General features: G+C 59.6%; 14 protein-coding genes. 12 read left to right on the top strand and 2 right to left on the bottom strand.

Going from position 1 to position 13,651, the window contains the following annotated elements:
* Positions 1-8 precede the first annotated feature (8 nt).
* From ybgC to ACQK2Q_RS12795, 11 genes are all read left to right on the top strand, one after another.
* Positions 9-422 (top strand): tol-pal system-associated acyl-CoA thioesterase, encoded by a 414-nt coding sequence (gene ybgC / locus ACQK2Q_RS12845; RefSeq protein ID WP_425410136.1) that lies wholly within the window; start codon positions 9-11, stop codon positions 420-422.
* Entirely contained in the window at positions 419-1,060 is a 642-nt protein-coding gene (locus ACQK2Q_RS12840; protein WP_425410135.1) for a hypothetical protein, read from the top strand. The genes ybgC and ACQK2Q_RS12840 overlap by 4 nt, the downstream gene beginning before the upstream one ends.
* A gap of 285 nt (positions 1,061-1,345) precedes the next feature.
* Positions 1,346-2,065: a protein TolQ gene (gene tolQ / locus ACQK2Q_RS12835; RefSeq protein WP_425410134.1), complete on the top strand. Its 720-nt coding sequence runs from the start codon at positions 1,346-1,348 to the stop codon at positions 2,063-2,065.
* Positions 2,065-2,499 (top strand): protein TolR, encoded by a 435-nt coding sequence (tolR, locus tag ACQK2Q_RS12830; RefSeq protein WP_425410133.1) that lies wholly within the window; start codon positions 2,065-2,067, stop codon positions 2,497-2,499. Before tolQ ends, tolR begins: the two co-directional genes overlap by 1 nt.
* 39 nt (positions 2,500-2,538) lie before the next feature.
* Positions 2,539-3,402, top strand: coding sequence for a hypothetical protein (locus ACQK2Q_RS12825; protein ID WP_425410132.1), 864 nt, complete (start codon positions 2,539-2,541; stop codon positions 3,400-3,402).
* 46 nt (positions 3,403-3,448) lie between these two features.
* Positions 3,449-4,777, top strand: coding sequence for a Tol-Pal system beta propeller repeat protein TolB (gene tolB, locus ACQK2Q_RS12820; RefSeq protein WP_425410131.1), 1,329 nt, complete (start codon positions 3,449-3,451; stop codon positions 4,775-4,777).
* A 327-nt stretch (positions 4,778-5,104) separates the two neighbouring features.
* A complete protein-coding gene (pal, locus tag ACQK2Q_RS12815; RefSeq protein WP_425410130.1) occupies positions 5,105-5,605 on the top strand; it encodes a peptidoglycan-associated lipoprotein Pal in 501 nt (166 codons plus the stop codon).
* A gap of 207 nt (positions 5,606-5,812) precedes the next feature.
* The gene (locus ACQK2Q_RS12810) at positions 5,813-6,661 is read left to right on the top strand and encodes a tetratricopeptide repeat protein (protein WP_425410129.1); all 849 of its coding nucleotides are present in this window, start codon (positions 5,813-5,815) and stop codon (positions 6,659-6,661) included.
* An 8-nt stretch (positions 6,662-6,669) separates the two neighbouring features.
* Positions 6,670-7,980: a tRNA lysidine(34) synthetase TilS gene (gene tilS, locus ACQK2Q_RS12805; protein ID WP_425410128.1), complete on the top strand. Its 1,311-nt coding sequence runs from the start codon at positions 6,670-6,672 to the stop codon at positions 7,978-7,980.
* A gap of 166 nt (positions 7,981-8,146) precedes the next feature.
* Entirely contained in the window at positions 8,147-10,081 is a 1,935-nt protein-coding gene (ftsH, locus tag ACQK2Q_RS12800; RefSeq protein ID WP_425410127.1) for an ATP-dependent zinc metalloprotease FtsH, read from the top strand.
* 86 nt (positions 10,082-10,167) lie between these two features.
* Complete coding sequence (locus ACQK2Q_RS12795) at positions 10,168-10,557, top strand: hypothetical protein (RefSeq protein ID WP_425410126.1); 390 nt, start codon at positions 10,168-10,170, stop codon at positions 10,555-10,557.
* Positions 10,558-10,641: 84 nt separating this feature from the next.
* Here the strand turns inward: ACQK2Q_RS12795 and ACQK2Q_RS12790 are convergent, their stop codons facing one another.
* On the bottom strand, positions 10,642-11,763 hold the full coding sequence (locus tag ACQK2Q_RS12790) for a hypothetical protein (RefSeq protein ID WP_425410125.1): 1,122 nt from the start codon (positions 11,761-11,763) through the stop codon (positions 10,642-10,644).
* 88 nt (positions 11,764-11,851) lie between these two features.
* On the bottom strand, positions 11,852-12,682 hold the full coding sequence (locus ACQK2Q_RS12785; protein WP_425410124.1) for a helix-turn-helix domain-containing protein: 831 nt from the start codon (positions 12,680-12,682) through the stop codon (positions 11,852-11,854).
* A gap of 120 nt (positions 12,683-12,802) precedes the next feature.
* Here ACQK2Q_RS12785 and folP point away from each other — a divergent pair, with 120 nt between their 5' ends.
* Positions 12,803-13,603, top strand: coding sequence for a dihydropteroate synthase (gene folP, locus ACQK2Q_RS12780; RefSeq protein WP_425411163.1), 801 nt, complete (start codon positions 12,803-12,805; stop codon positions 13,601-13,603).
* Positions 13,604-13,651: the final 48 nt, after the last annotated feature.

Here is a 13,651-nt window from a genome sequence, read left to right as displayed (position 1 = left end):
AAAGAGCCATGAGCGAACCGCGCACGCATCTGTTGGGCATAAGAATTTACTACGAGGACACGGATTTTTCCGGTGTCGTCTATCATGCCGCCTATCTGAAGTTTTTTGAACGCGGCCGCACCGAAGCGTTGCGGGCGGTCGGCGTTCATCATTCGCAAATGCTCAAACGCGATGAACCGCTCGCCTTCGCCGTCCGCAAGATGACGACGGAATGGATCGCGCCCGCCCGGATCGACGATATGCTACAAGTGCGCACGCAATTTCTGTCGGCCAAAGGCGCGCGGATGTTTCTGGCTCAGGAAATCTGGCGGGAAGAAACCTTGATTGCGCGCGCCGCCGTTGAAGCCGCTTGTATGAATCTCGCCGGCGCGGCGCGTCGGCTTCCCGCCGATATTCTTGAACGCCTTAAAGAGACAGAATGAACAGTCTCTTTCAACGCGCATGGCGCGATCTGCCTTTACTCGGCGTTGTCGTCGCGCCGCCGGTTTTGTTGCTCGCCGCCGTTCAACTGCAGCCCTGGGCGAGCCCGGAAATTCTCTTGCGCGATACCGTCACCAGCGCCGCGCTCGATGAAAATTGCTGTACCTATTACACTGGCGCGGTTTCCAATCTTGGCGTTGTGTTGTGGGGAATGGCGGCGAGCGTGGCGCTGTTCGGGGCGGCTCTCATGGATCGCGGCGTCGCTGCGGGCCGGCGGCGGCGTCTTTTCCTCTGCGCGACGGCGGCGATCTCCCTCATTTTCATGCTGGATGATCTGTTCCTGCTGCATGAGGACGTATTGCCTTATCGCGGCGTCCCGGAGATCGTCACATATGGGGCTTACGCGCTCATGATGCTGGGTTACGGCGCAGTTTTCGCGCGCGATATTCTGGCGACGCGGTTTTTGCTGGCGGCGGCGACGGCCCTGTTTTTCATGATCAGCACAGGATGGGATGTGGTCCTGGAAGACCTCGACCTGATTGTCGTGGAGGACGGCGCCAAATTTGTCGGCATCTGCTGCTGGGCCGGGTTCGCCGCGCTCGCCGCCTATGACGCCGTCCTTTCCCGAAAGAACCTTTAACGCGGGGAAAACAGCGTTAAGCTTTTGTTAAGGCGGGATTAAACTTTGGCAATCGCCGCGCGGAAGTCTTCCCAAAGCCTCGCATTCGCCCAATTTCCCGGCATAAGGGGATTAAAAGCACGCCCGTTCGGTGTTAACCATGAATTCGCTTCGCGCGGGAGCATGCCGCGCAAGAGAGATGATGCGCGCCGAATCCGAAGGTTTTTGCGTTCGGCGGCAATGAAATTTGGTCACAAAGTCCCGCTAAAAGGTCAGCGGATCAGTATCAGGGGATATGTAAGAATAATGGAAACAGAAGTCGTAAGCGCCGCCACCGCCGGTGTGGGAGCTGATTTCAGCTTATGGAGCTTGTTCCTGCGCGCTGACCCGGTCGTGAAGACGGTCATGGGCATTCTCGTCATCGCCTCGATCTGGTCCTGGGCGGTGATTATCGACAAATCGCTCACTTTCGGGCGGCTGAAGTCGAAATCCAACAAATTTGAAGACCAGTTCTGGTCCGGCAAGCCGCTGGACGATCTATACCGCAAGACGCGCGACCGGCAGGATCATCCCATGGCGCGGGTTTTCGCCGCCGCCATGGAGGAATGGAGTTCGGCCAAGACGAGCGGACGGTCGGAGGCGCTGACGATTTCCGCACGCGACCGGATCGACAAAATCCTCAATGTGTCGGTCTCACGCGAGCTGGAAAAGGCTGAGAAAAGTCTGGGCGTGCTCGCCACCGTCGGTTCGGCGGCCCCGTTTGTGGGCCTTCTCGGCACGGTCTGGGGCATCATGAACGCGTTCCAGGCGATCGCGCTGACCAAAGACACCAACCTCGCGGTGGTCGCGCCCGGTATCGCCGAGGCGTTGTTCGCCACAGCGCTCGGTCTTCTCGCCGCGATCCCGGCCGTGGTCGGATACAACCGGTATTCTTCCGCGCTCAATTCATTCGCCGTTCGTCTGCAGGGTTTCGCCGACGAGTTCTCGGCGATCCTATCGCGCCAGCTTGACGAGAGGTCGCGCTGATGGGCGCCAATCTCAATCCCGGCGGCGGGCGTCACCGGCCCGGCCGCACGCGCCACATGGCGGAGATCAACGTCACGCCATTCGTCGATGTCATGCTGGTGCTGCTGATTGTCTTCATGGTCGCCGCGCCGCTGCTGACGGTGGGCGTCTCTGTTGACTTGCCGGAAACGGCGGCCAATCCCATTCAGGATACAGGCGAGCCGCTGACCGTCACGGTGTCTGCGGACGGTACGATCTACGTGCAGGAAACGCCGGTGGAATACGAAAACCTCATTTCGCATCTGGAAGCGGTCGCCGTCGCCGGATACGACCAGAGAATATTCATCCGCGGCGATCAGAACCGGGCCTATGGCGATGTCGTGCGCGTTATGGGGCGCATCAATGCGGCTGGTTTCCGGCGTATCGGACTCGTTACCGATCCCGAGCTTCAGTGACGCATACGGACGGTTTGGTAAATAAGGCCCCTTAAGTTCATGCGTTTTGGCGTCTTCACATCGGTTCTTCTGCACCTGGCGATTGTCGGGGCGGCGTTCGTGACGCCGCCGTTCCGCAAATTTCCGGATGTCACAGCGGAGCAATATGTGCCGCTGGAGCTGATCCGCGAGGCCGAACTGGACTTGACGACCAGCGTGCCGGCTGCGGCGCCGGAGCCTGTGGAAGAAGACATCGAGGAGCCGGATCTGCCGGAGCCCGAGCCTGAAGAAGAGCCGCCCGCGCCGGCTGAACAGCAAGTCGCCGAAGCGGAACCGGAGCCTGAACCGGAACCCGAACCGGCGCCGGTGATCGAGGAGCCGGAACCGGAAGAGCCTGAAGAAGAGCCGGAACCTGAGCCCGAGCCGCCGGAAGAAACGCCGGCGGTCCAGCCGCAGGAGCAAAAAACCGCCGAGCTTGATCTGGATGCGCTCTCGCAGCTTGTGAACAAAGAAAAAGAAAACGAGCGCGCGCAACGCCCGGCGGAAAGCCCTTCGCAAGTCACCGAGACTGCGGATCAGGCGCGCCAGGCGGTTGGCGCCGGCGATCGTCTGACGGCCAGCGACAAGGCGAAAATGGTCGCGGCTATCGAAAGGTGCTATAATACGTCTTCCTTGATCGGCGCGCCGAACCCTGAAAACCTTTTGGTTGTTCTGCAATTTGAACTTAATCGTGACGGGACGTTGTTGAGCCAGCCGCGGGTTGCAAATGAAATGCAGATAAACTTTTCAAACAATCGTTTCTGGAAAGTTGCTGAACAAGCCTCCGTCAGAGCCGTTGTGGCATGCCAGCCATATAATTTTCTTGATCCGGCGCGATACAACGACTGGAAAGAATTTGAAGTCGGCATGAGGCCGATGGAATGACGCCGGAATGAAAGCGAGCGGGGGCAAAGAGGAAAGAGTTTGAGACATGATTAGAATATTAGTTGTCCTTGCAGTCTTGATAATCGGCGTTGCGGCGCCGGCGCACGCACAGCGTGTGCGCATCGACATCACGCAAGGCAATGTCGATCCGATGCCGATTGCCGTGCCGAACTTTTTGAGCGCCGATGCGCAGACGGCTGAACTTGGCCGCGATATCACCGGCGTCATCATGAACGACCTCGACCGGTCGGGGCTGTTTCAGGTGATCGATCAGCGCGCCTATATTGAAAAGCCCGAAAGCGTCAATGTGCGCCCGCGTTTTGCTGACTGGCGCATCATCAATGCGCAGGTCCTGATTGTCGGCGACGTCGAAGAGCTATCCGACGGGCGCATTCAGGTTTCAACGCGCGTATGGGATGTGTACGCGAACGAGCAGCTCGGCGCCGTCGCCTTTAAGACGCCTGCGGACAATTGGCGGCGCGCCTCTCACAAGGTGGCCGACTTTGTTTATAAAACGCTGACCGGTGAAGACGGCTATTTCGATACGCGCGTCGTTTTCGTGCACGAAACCGGGCCAAAGGATAAGCGCGTGAAACGCCTGATGATCATGGATCAGGACGGCGCCAATCCGATCCCGCTGACGGACGGTCTCGACTATCAGGTGCTGACGCCGCGCTTTTCGCCGACCCAGCAGCAGATCACCTACATGGCGCTGTTCGATAACCGTCCGGGTCAGGTCTATCTGTTCAATATCGAAACCGGCGAGCAGGAACGGCTCGGCACGTTCCGCGGCATGACGTTCGCGCCGCGCTTTTCGCCGGACGGCCGCCAGGTGCTGATGTCCATGGAGCGAAACGGCAATTCCGACGTTTTCAAAATGGATTTGTCGACGCGGCAATTAACGCGGCTCACCAACAATGTCGCCATCGACACTTCGCCCACCATGTCGCCGGACGGCCGGCGGGTGGCGTTTACCTCTGACCGGGGCGGCTCCCAGCAGATTTACGTGATGAATGCGGACGGCTCGGACCAGAAGCGGATCACCTTCGGCGATGGGCGCTATCAAACGCCCGTCTGGTCGCCGCGCGGTGACCTCATTGCGTTTACGCGCTCCTATCAGGGCCGTTTCTATATCGGCGTTATCCGTCCGGACGGGACCGGCGAACGGCTCCTGACCGAGAGCTTTCTGGAAGAAGGGCCCACCTGGTCGCCGAATGGCCGGGTGCTGATGTTCTACCGCCAGTCGCCGACGCGCGCCGACGGCTCTGGCGGCGAAACCTCTCTGTGGTCTGTCGATCTGACCGGCAGAAATCTTCGTCGGGTGCGCACGCCGGGGGACGCATCGGACCCCGCCTGGTCGCCGCTATTGCCGTAACCTATTAGAATTTGGATGAAAAACAGGAGCGATTCGTAACTGAAATTTCATTTTCGCGCCGGAACAGTCGTTCTTGATTGCTGGCGCGGGTCTCGCTACGATTCACAAATTGGTTAAACCTTTGAATTAAACTTTGAAGGCCGACCGATACGGAATTGTAAGACGGGGGAATTAAGTATTCCGTTGTGATTTTGCGCGCCCGCGAAGCGTAACGGATAAACGCAGCAAATTGGCTGAGGGTGGGGGCGGTCCCGCCGGCCGGACAAATCAGTCCTGAGGTGTTGAGGCCTAAGACTGGGGAAGTGGAGCAAAGAAGCTATGAAAACAATGATGAAATTTGCGGGGGCTGTTGCGACTTTGGCGTTGCTCTCCGCGTGCGCAAGCACGAATGACGACGTCGGTCTCGACACCACGGCGTCGAACGATACGAATGTCGGCGCACAGCCGACAGGCGTTGAGCCGGGTTCGCAGACCGATCTTGAGCAGGCGGCGGGGCACCGCGTCTTTTTCGCTTATGATCAGTACACCCTGACGCCGCAGGCGCAGTCGACGCTCGCCAAGCAGGCGGCGTGGCTGAAGGAATATCCGCAAACGCGTGTTCTGGTCGCCGGCAATTGCGACGAACGCGGCACGCGCGAATACAACCTTGCGCTTGGCGCGCGCCGGGCGGAAGCGGCGAAATCCTACCTCGTCAGCCTCGGCGTTGATGCGTCTCGCATTACGACGGTTTCCTACGGCAAGGAGCGTCCGATCGATCCGCGTTCAACCGAGCAGGCTTGGTCCATGAACCGGAATTCGACGACGACAATTCAGGGCGTTGGCGCTTAAATTCGCGCTTGAGCCCGTTAAAAGCTTGAAAGCGCGCCGGTCTGGTTATGATTGGCGCGCTTTTTCTGTGCCGGCGGCGGCCTTTTTTCGCCGCAGTTTGGCGCCATATTGGCGATCTGTGGTATTGGATTATACATAGGAAAGTTCAGGTATCAGTTCAGGCGCGCTGGCGGTCATGCGAGCCGGTTGAAAGTAAAGGTGATGATCATGAAGAGCGTCAAAGCAGGCATTCTGGCCATTCTCAGCGCGGTGATAATGACGGGCGCGGCGTCAGCCGGCACGAAAGACGATGTGCGTGCATTGCAGGCGCAAATGGCCGATGTGCAGCAGGCGCTTGCCGGACAGCGCGCCGCCTTGATGAGAATCGGCGAGCTTGAAGAACAGAACCAGCGCCTCACCGGCCGCATCGAGGAACTGACCTACGAACTCGATCAGGCGAACCGGCGTCTCGACGCCATCAGCGCGGCGCTTGCCGGCGACAGTGTGGGGGCGCAGGCCGGGCTGGATGACGGATACGGTTTCCCGGCTGATGACGGCGCGCGCAGCGGCGGCCCCGTCGACTTGATGGGCCGTCAGCAACCCGCCGATGATCCCCTTACGGATCAAATGCCCGCGCAGCAGCGCGATCCGGGCGGCGACAGCTATGGCGGCGCAGATGTTTCCCTGCCGCTTGATCCGAATGCGGCGTTTGATTACGCCTCCGGGTTTATTCTGGCGGGCGACTATCAGCGCGCAAAAGCGGCCTTTTCGCTTTATCTTGAAGCTTTCCCGAACCATTCGCGCACGCCCGACGCGCAGTTCCGGTTGGGCGAGATTCATCTGGCGCTGGAAGAAAACGCCGCGGCGGCGGACGCCTTCATCGCGCATATTCGCAATTATCCGAACAACGGAAGATCGGCGGAAGCCTATCTGAAACTGGGGACGGCTTTTGCACGGCTCGACAAGCCAACCGAAGCCTGCACGGTTTTCAAAACCATGCAATCAAAGCACCCCAATGCGCCCCGCGCCGTCATGCAGCGCGCCGAGCTTGAGATGACGCGCATCGACTGCCAGTAACAACAGGCGTGAGCGATCAAACATACTGCGCCGCGCTCGAAGAGACTTTTTTCACGCATTTAACGGCGCTGAATGCGCCGCAGCGTCTTGCGCTCGCCGTCTCCGGCGGGCGGGATTCAATGGCGCTGCTTCGGCTGTGCGCGCGTTATGCGCGCCGTCAGCCTGTTTCACTGTTCGCTTTTACGGTCGATCACGGCTTGCGGGCCGAATCGTCAAAGGAAGCCGCGCAAGTGCGCGACTGGTGCAACCGGCTTGGCGTAGCCCACACAACATTGCACTGGGAAGGGCGAAAACCCGCAACCGGGGTCCAGGCGGCGGCGCGAAGCGCGCGGTACAGGCTGTTGGTCGACGCCGCCAATGCGCATGACTGCGGCGCGCTGCTAACGGCGCATACGCAAGACGATCAGGCGGAGACGCTGTTCATGCGGCTGGCGCGCGGCGCCGGCGTCGACGGTCTTTCGGCCATGAAGCGCGAGATGATGGTCGCGGCGGGGCCGGGCGCGCCGCTGCGTCTGCTGCGGCCGCTGCTTGATGTCTCAAGATCTTCCCTCACCGATTATCTCGGCGGCCGCGATCAGGACTTTATTGACGATCCGTCGAATGACGATCCGGCGTTTGAGCGTATACGCATCCGCGCCTTGCTGGCAGCGCTCGGCGAGCAGGATATCGTGACCGCGCCAAAACTCTCCGAAACCGCCCGTAAGATGCAGGCGGCGCAAACCGCATTGCGACGCAATGAAGATGCATTGTTGCAAGACGCCGGCGGTCTTTTTTATTCATGGGGCGGCGTGTCGCTTACGCGATGGCCGCAAGAGGCGCCCGGGGCCGGCGGTCTGGCGCGGCGCCTGATCCATGCGGTGAGCGGCGCCGAATATCCGCCGGGAGAAGACGATGCGGCGGAAGCGGTTGCAAATGCGCGGCTTTCCGGCGCGGCGACTCTATCCGGCGCGATGGTGAAACAATGGAAAAACCGTCTCTGGTTTCTCCGCGAACCCGCCGCGCTTCTCGGCCGTGCGGGGGTCGCGGCGGACAGGCCTGCGTCCCTCGCCGCGCCGCGGGTCTGGGACCGGCGATTTATTGTAACGCCGAACCAACCGGGCCTCGCGGCCGGCCCGTGCGGCGAAGCCGTCCACGACGTTCTGGGTTCGCGCGCACGCCTGTTCAGAGGGCCGCCGGAAGCGCTGGCCGCATTACCGGGTCTTTTTGTCGATGACGCATTGACGGGCGTGCTCTCGATACCAATTTTAGCGGAATGGCGCGCCGGCGCGCGCAGTCTGGTTGAGGAACGCTATCGCGGCGGAATTGTTAGGTTTTTATAGGACAGGCGTGAAAAACTGGTCTGAAAGATGGCGCTGGCATTTCTTAACGCCTATCTACTAATCTGAACCGAATGACACGCCCTGACGCCGATGACTTGGGCAAGCGCGCCTTGGCGCGTCACAATTGGGCTCTGATGGACGACATCGGCCCTAAAAGGAATATGGAATGAACGGACGCAAATTTCTGATCTGGGGCCTTGTCATTGTTTTTCTGGTGGTGGCCCTGCAGCTTTTTGAATTTTCAGCGCCCGGTCCGCAGCCGACTGAGCTGAAATATTCCGAGTTCATCGAACGGGTGGAGGCGGGCGGCATCGGCTCGGCGGTCGTATCGAAAGGCGAAGTGACAGGAAACTTTTCCGACGGCGGCGAGTATGTCACGACCATTCCTGACGACGGGCAGGCTGCAATTGCGGATAAGCTCGATCAATCCGGCGTCAATACGGAAATCAAGAAGGAAGACGAGCTGCCGATCCTGCTGCAGCTTCTTTTCAATATTCTGCCGCTCCTGATATTCCTCGCCTTCTTCTTCTTCGTGATGCGCCAGATGCAGGGCGCTGGCGGCAAGGCCATGGGCTTTGGCAAGTCCAAGGCGAAGCTTTTGACCGAACGCCAGGGGCGCGTCACCTTTGATGACGTCGCCGGTATCGACGAGGCCAAGGAAGAACTTGAAGAAATTGTCGAGTATCTGAAAGACCCCATGAAGTTCCAGCGGCTTGGCGGCAAGATCCCGAAAGGGGCTTTGCTGGTTGGCCCGCCGGGTACGGGTAAAACGCTGCTCGCGCGCGCCATTGCCGGCGAGGCGAATGTGCCGTTCTTTACGATCTCCGGTTCTGACTTCGTTGAGATGTTTGTGGGCGTCGGCGCGAGCCGTGTGCGCGACATGTTCGAGCAGGCGAAAAAGAACGCGCCGTGCATCATCTTCATCGACGAAATCGACGCGGTGGGCCGTCATCGCGGCGCCGGTCTCGGGGGTGGTAATGACGAACGCGAGCAAACCCTGAACCAGCTCCTCGTGGAGATGGATGGCTTTGAGGCGAATGAAGGCATCATCCTGATCGCCGCCACGAACCGTCCGGATGTGCTTGATCCGGCGTTGTTGCGTCCCGGCCGATTTGACCGTCAGGTTGTCGTGCCGAATCCGGATGTGATTGGCCGGGAAAAAATTCTCAACGTGCACGCCAAAAAAGTACCGCTGGCGCCGGATGTGAACTTGCGCACCATTGCGCGGGGCACGCCCGGTTTTTCCGGCGCCGATCTCGCCAACCTTGTCAACGAGGCCGCGTTGCTTGCGGCGCGCCGCGGCAAGCGTTTCGTTACAGCGAAGGAATTCGACGACGCCAAGGACAAGGTCATGATGGGCGCGGAGCGCCGGTCCATGGTGATGACGGACGAAGAGAAAAAGCTGACCGCCTATCACGAGGCGGGACATGCGCTGGTGGCGATCGCCGTGCCGGGGAACGATCCCGTGCACAAGGCGACGATCATCCCGCGCGGTCGCGCGCTCGGCATGGTGCAGTCGCTGCCCGAACGCGACCGCTATTCCATGACGCTAGAACAGATGAAAGCCCGCATCGCCATGGCCATGGGCGGGCGCGTCGCGGAAGAGTTGAAATTCGGCAAGGAAAAAGTAACGTCCGGCGCCTCGTCGGATATCGAGCATGCGACGAAAATCGCGCGCGCCATGGTCACACAATACGGGCTTTCGGAAAAGCTCGGCCCGATCGCATATTCGGAAGACGAAGGCGAAGTCTTCCTTGGACAGAGTATTGCGCGCAACAAATCTATTTCCGGCGACACTGCGAAACTCATTGAAGATGAAATCAAGCGGTTCGTGCAGGAAGGGTTTGACCGCGCCAAGCAGGTGCTGACCGATCGCCGCGACGATTGGGAGGCGCTCTCGCAGGCCCTTCTGGAGTTTGAAACGCTGTCCGGCGATGAGATATTAAAGCTCTTCAAGGGTGAAAAAATCGAACGTGAAGACCCGCTTGATCCCAAGGACCACACGCCGCCTTCGTCCGTGCCGTCATCAGGCGCGCCCGCCGACGCGAAAAAGAAAGACGATGGATCTGGCGGCATGGAGCCAAGTCCGCAAGGCGCGTAATCAGGGCCGCTTTGGCCGCCCTGGCCGAAGCGAACCAAAGCCGCTGAAAACTGTTAGCCGTATTGCAACAGATTTCAGAGGTGCTCATGAAACTACATTTACTTGCGGCCGCCGCCGGAATGCTATCGCTTGCGGCTTGCGGCGGCGCCCCTGATCCCACCGGCGAATTGGAAATTGTCGGGGACAGGGACGAAATCAATGTTGGCGAGGCGGTCAATTTGCGCTGGACTTCGCAAAACACCAGCCGCGTTTACATTGCGCTCGAAGTCGACGGGCGCGAGCCAATGATGATCAATTCGGCAGGCTTTGAGCCCTCCGGAACGCGTGAGTTCCAGGTCGAGGCCAGCGCTTTCGCCGGCATTGACGATGACGACATCACGGTGACGTTCAAGCTTCAGGCGCCGGACGACGACGAAGATGAGTACGAAACGCTTGATGAAGAAACGATCGAGGTCAACGCCATTGGCGCTGAGTAATTTCGATCCTGAAAACAACGGCGCCCGCACACTGTGTGCGGACGCCGTCTTCGGATTACCGCCGGCGCTTGAATGTGGCGGCGGTTATTGCGAACTCAGCGTGACGCCAGATTGATCCTCCATCGCACCGGCGAAGGCCCAGCCGCCGAATGTTTCAGAAATGGCGACGAGAATTTCATTGTCGCCGGGCTTCAGATCCAGACCGACGCTGTCGAAAAAGCCAACCGTGCCTAGAAAGCGATAATCGCGCACACGCCACCCGGCGTCGCCATGGTAGACGCGCTTGCCGTTGAGATAGAGCCGGACGCGGTCAGAATAACCGAAACGCAATTCTTTCATTACCGCCTCTTCAGCATTGATGGTCAGGCGGACAAAGACGGTGTCGGCGCCGTCAACGGCGTCAGCGAGTTTCGCCAGATTGGCGATCCCGTTCGTTTCCACGGAAAGCGTACGCCAGGCAAGGCCGTTCAAATCGTCATCATCAAGCGTCAACGCATTTTCGACCGCCGCCTCCGCAACAGGCGACGAGATGCGCCATTCGCTGATCAAGCCTTCCGGCGGGGCCGGCGCCTCTTTCGGTTCGCCGATGAGTTTTTCGCCGGGCCGCAAAGGCCGGAACGTGATATTGGAAAACCGGCCTACGCCCTGTTGTCCGGACACGCGCAAGCCCGCCTTTCCTGAAGCAATGTCGGTTTTGAGATCCGGAATGTGCAGTTGCGGCGCGTCGCTGTTGAAGTAAAATTCCGCCGCATCTCCTTTGACGATGACTTTCACATGGTTCCAGCCGTCATAGTTCAAGTCGATGGCGGCTTGGGCGTTGCCGTCGGAAAAAATCTGCCAGGCGGACAGGCTGTTTTCCACCGGCGTGTATTGCACCGCGTCCGGCTTGCCCGACAAATGCGTGCGGAAATAGATTTCTTCAAAACGGTCGTCGTCTTCCGCCCGCCACATCGGCCCCATAAATCCCTGGCCTTCATCGAATGCGACGTCGAATTCGATCACGCCGTCTGAAAATTCAAGATCGTCAAGCCAGAGCCGGCCGCCGCGTAAAATGAGCGCCGCGCGGCCAAGGTGCTCGCCGATTTCGGCTTCGCGCGCGGCGATGCGCCATTCTTTGTCTTCGAAAGCGATTGAGTTCACCACATCCTGCGCGTTGGCGCAAAAAGGGATGAGCGGCAGGAAAAAAACCGGAATAAATATCCGCATAGCGACTCCTGAACTGCCAATGCGCCGGTCAGGCGCGATTGTTTATATTGCGCGAGGTTGAAGTTTGCGTATTGCAAAAACCGGTCAGTCAGCCTTGCGCAAGCGCACGCCGTTCGGCATGGAAAGCCGCCGGCGTCATGCCCATTTCAGTCCGGAATGCGTTGATCATGTGCGACTGGTCATGAAAGCCGGCTTCGGCGGCGATCGCGGCCCAGTCCGGCGCAGGCGTTTGTTCCGCGATCAGCGATGCGTTCGTCAATTGCAATTGGCGGGCGTAGGCTTTCGGGGAACATCCCACATGATCGAGAAAGCGCCGGCGCAATGTGCGCTCGCTGATATCGAGCGACTGTGCGACATGACGCAACCGCACGGTGCCGTTTGTATGGCGCAACCAGAGCGCGGCCTGCGCTTCGGGTCCGGCCTTCAACTCGGTTGCAATCAAGAATTGGCGCAGATCGTTTTGCAGTGCTGCAAAGATTTCCCGCGCCGGCGCGCGCGCCGCAAGTTCAAGCGTGCGCGAACAGGCATGGATCAGCCGCGCGGGCGCCTGTGACGTCGGGCGATCGGCGTAGTCTATAGGCGCGACGCCGAAGACAACCGCGCTGTGTTCCGGCATGATGCGAAACCCGATGAGTTCCTCGCGCGGGACCGGCGTATAATACCCGGTCTGATGATAGGGACCGCAGATCACAAGCGCGCATTCGGTAATGGCGTTGTTGCTGTCCCGTTTCCGGGAAATGACGATGCTCGGCTCGCCATGGGGAAGCAAACGGTGTTGCGCGGGCGCGCGCGCATGGGCGACGCTGAGCCACGCCATATCGATCGGCGCCGATGCGCCATGCGTCAACCGCCAGCTTTTGTACTGCCCCAGCGCATGATCCGGCTTGCTTTCAATGATGTTTTCGTCAGCGGCGGTCATTGCAGCATTATAGGCGAAGGTTCATAACGGCGCAGTTGCGGCTGCGGCGAGATGTGCGCCTCGCGCGCCGGATGGATGGAATAAAGGCGATAGGTTGTGGTTACCGCGCAATATTCGATCATGGGGATCGTCAACGCGACGCCGGATTCCTTTTCTGACGGCGGCCGCTTTCTTGACCCTGAAAACGCCGTCGCCCACGCCATGCAGCTTGTGGACGAGGGCGCGCACATACTCGATGTCGGCGGTGAATCAACGCGCCCCGGCGCTGAGAGCGTTCCGGAATCAGAAGAATGCGGCCGCGTTCTGCCGGTCATCGAAAACTTAAGCGCCAAGTTGACGGGAACGCAGATTTCCATTGATACGCGAAAACCCGGCGTCGCGCGTGCGGCGGTTGAGGCGGGCGCCGACATCTGGAATGACGTCACTGCGCTTACCTATTCGCCGGACAGCATTGAGACAGCGGCGGCGCTGGAATGTGATATCGTGCTGATGCATGCACGGGGCGATCCCAAGACCATGCAGGATAATCCGTATTATGATGATGTGGTGGAGGAGGTTTACGCTTATCTCGCCGGTCGCATGGAGGCATGTACAAAAGCCGGCGTTGATGAGCGCCGTCTGATTATCGATCCCGGCATCGGGTTTGGTAAAACGCTGGCGCACAATCTGGCGCTCCTCGCCAATCTCGACCGGCTTTGCGCGCTTGGCCGGCCTGTCTTGCTGGGGGCTTCGCGCAAACGGTTTATCGGCGTCATTGATAACGCAAACGGCGCGAACGCGGGGGCCGGCGAACGGCTGGGCGGGTCCATCGCCGCCGCTATTTGCGGTTTACAAAAGGGCGTCTTAATTTTCCGCGTTCACGACGTCGCCGCAACCCGGCAGGCGCTGGCCGTGAGCGCGGCGATCGCCGGAAAACCATAGAATTTCCGTAATTCCGGCGTTAAGGCATTGTCGAACCAGATGTGGTAT

This window comes from Hyphococcus sp., from assembly GCF_965228385.1.
Taxonomy (GTDB): domain Bacteria; phylum Pseudomonadota; class Alphaproteobacteria; order Caulobacterales; family Parvularculaceae; genus Hyphococcus.
Note: the sequence above shows the minus strand (reverse complement) of the source record. Positions and strands in the feature narration are given on the sequence as shown.

What these genes read in the sequence shown, in the direction of transcription:
- ACQK2Q_RS12810 (WP_425410129.1), top strand. Translation starts at nt 5,813, where the DNA reads ATGAAGAGCGTCAAAGCAGGCATTCTGGCCATTCTCAGCGCGGTGATA.
- folP (WP_425411163.1), top strand. Translation starts at nt 12,803, where the DNA reads ATGGGGATCGTCAACGCGACGCCGGATTCCTTTTCTGACGGCGGCCGC.
- ACQK2Q_RS12790 (WP_425410125.1), bottom strand. Translation starts at nt 11,763, where the DNA reads ATGCGGATATTTATTCCGGTTTTTTTCCTGCCGCTCATCCCTTTTTGC.
- tolB (WP_425410131.1), top strand. Translation starts at nt 3,449, where the DNA reads ATGATTAGAATATTAGTTGTCCTTGCAGTCTTGATAATCGGCGTTGCG.
- tolR (WP_425410133.1), top strand. Translation starts at nt 2,065, where the DNA reads ATGGGCGCCAATCTCAATCCCGGCGGCGGGCGTCACCGGCCCGGCCGC.
- ACQK2Q_RS12785 (WP_425410124.1), bottom strand. Translation starts at nt 12,682, where the DNA reads ATGACCGCCGCTGACGAAAACATCATTGAAAGCAAGCCGGATCATGCG.
- ftsH (WP_425410127.1), top strand. Translation starts at nt 8,147, where the DNA reads ATGAACGGACGCAAATTTCTGATCTGGGGCCTTGTCATTGTTTTTCTG.
- ybgC (WP_425410136.1), top strand. Translation starts at nt 9, where the DNA reads ATGAGCGAACCGCGCACGCATCTGTTGGGCATAAGAATTTACTACGAG.
- pal (WP_425410130.1), top strand. Translation starts at nt 5,105, where the DNA reads ATGATGAAATTTGCGGGGGCTGTTGCGACTTTGGCGTTGCTCTCCGCG.
- ACQK2Q_RS12825 (WP_425410132.1), top strand. Translation starts at nt 2,539, where the DNA reads ATGCGTTTTGGCGTCTTCACATCGGTTCTTCTGCACCTGGCGATTGTC.
- tolQ (WP_425410134.1), top strand. Translation starts at nt 1,346, where the DNA reads ATGGAAACAGAAGTCGTAAGCGCCGCCACCGCCGGTGTGGGAGCTGAT.
- ACQK2Q_RS12840 (WP_425410135.1), top strand. Translation starts at nt 419, where the DNA reads ATGAACAGTCTCTTTCAACGCGCATGGCGCGATCTGCCTTTACTCGGC.
- ACQK2Q_RS12795 (WP_425410126.1), top strand. Translation starts at nt 10,168, where the DNA reads ATGAAACTACATTTACTTGCGGCCGCCGCCGGAATGCTATCGCTTGCG.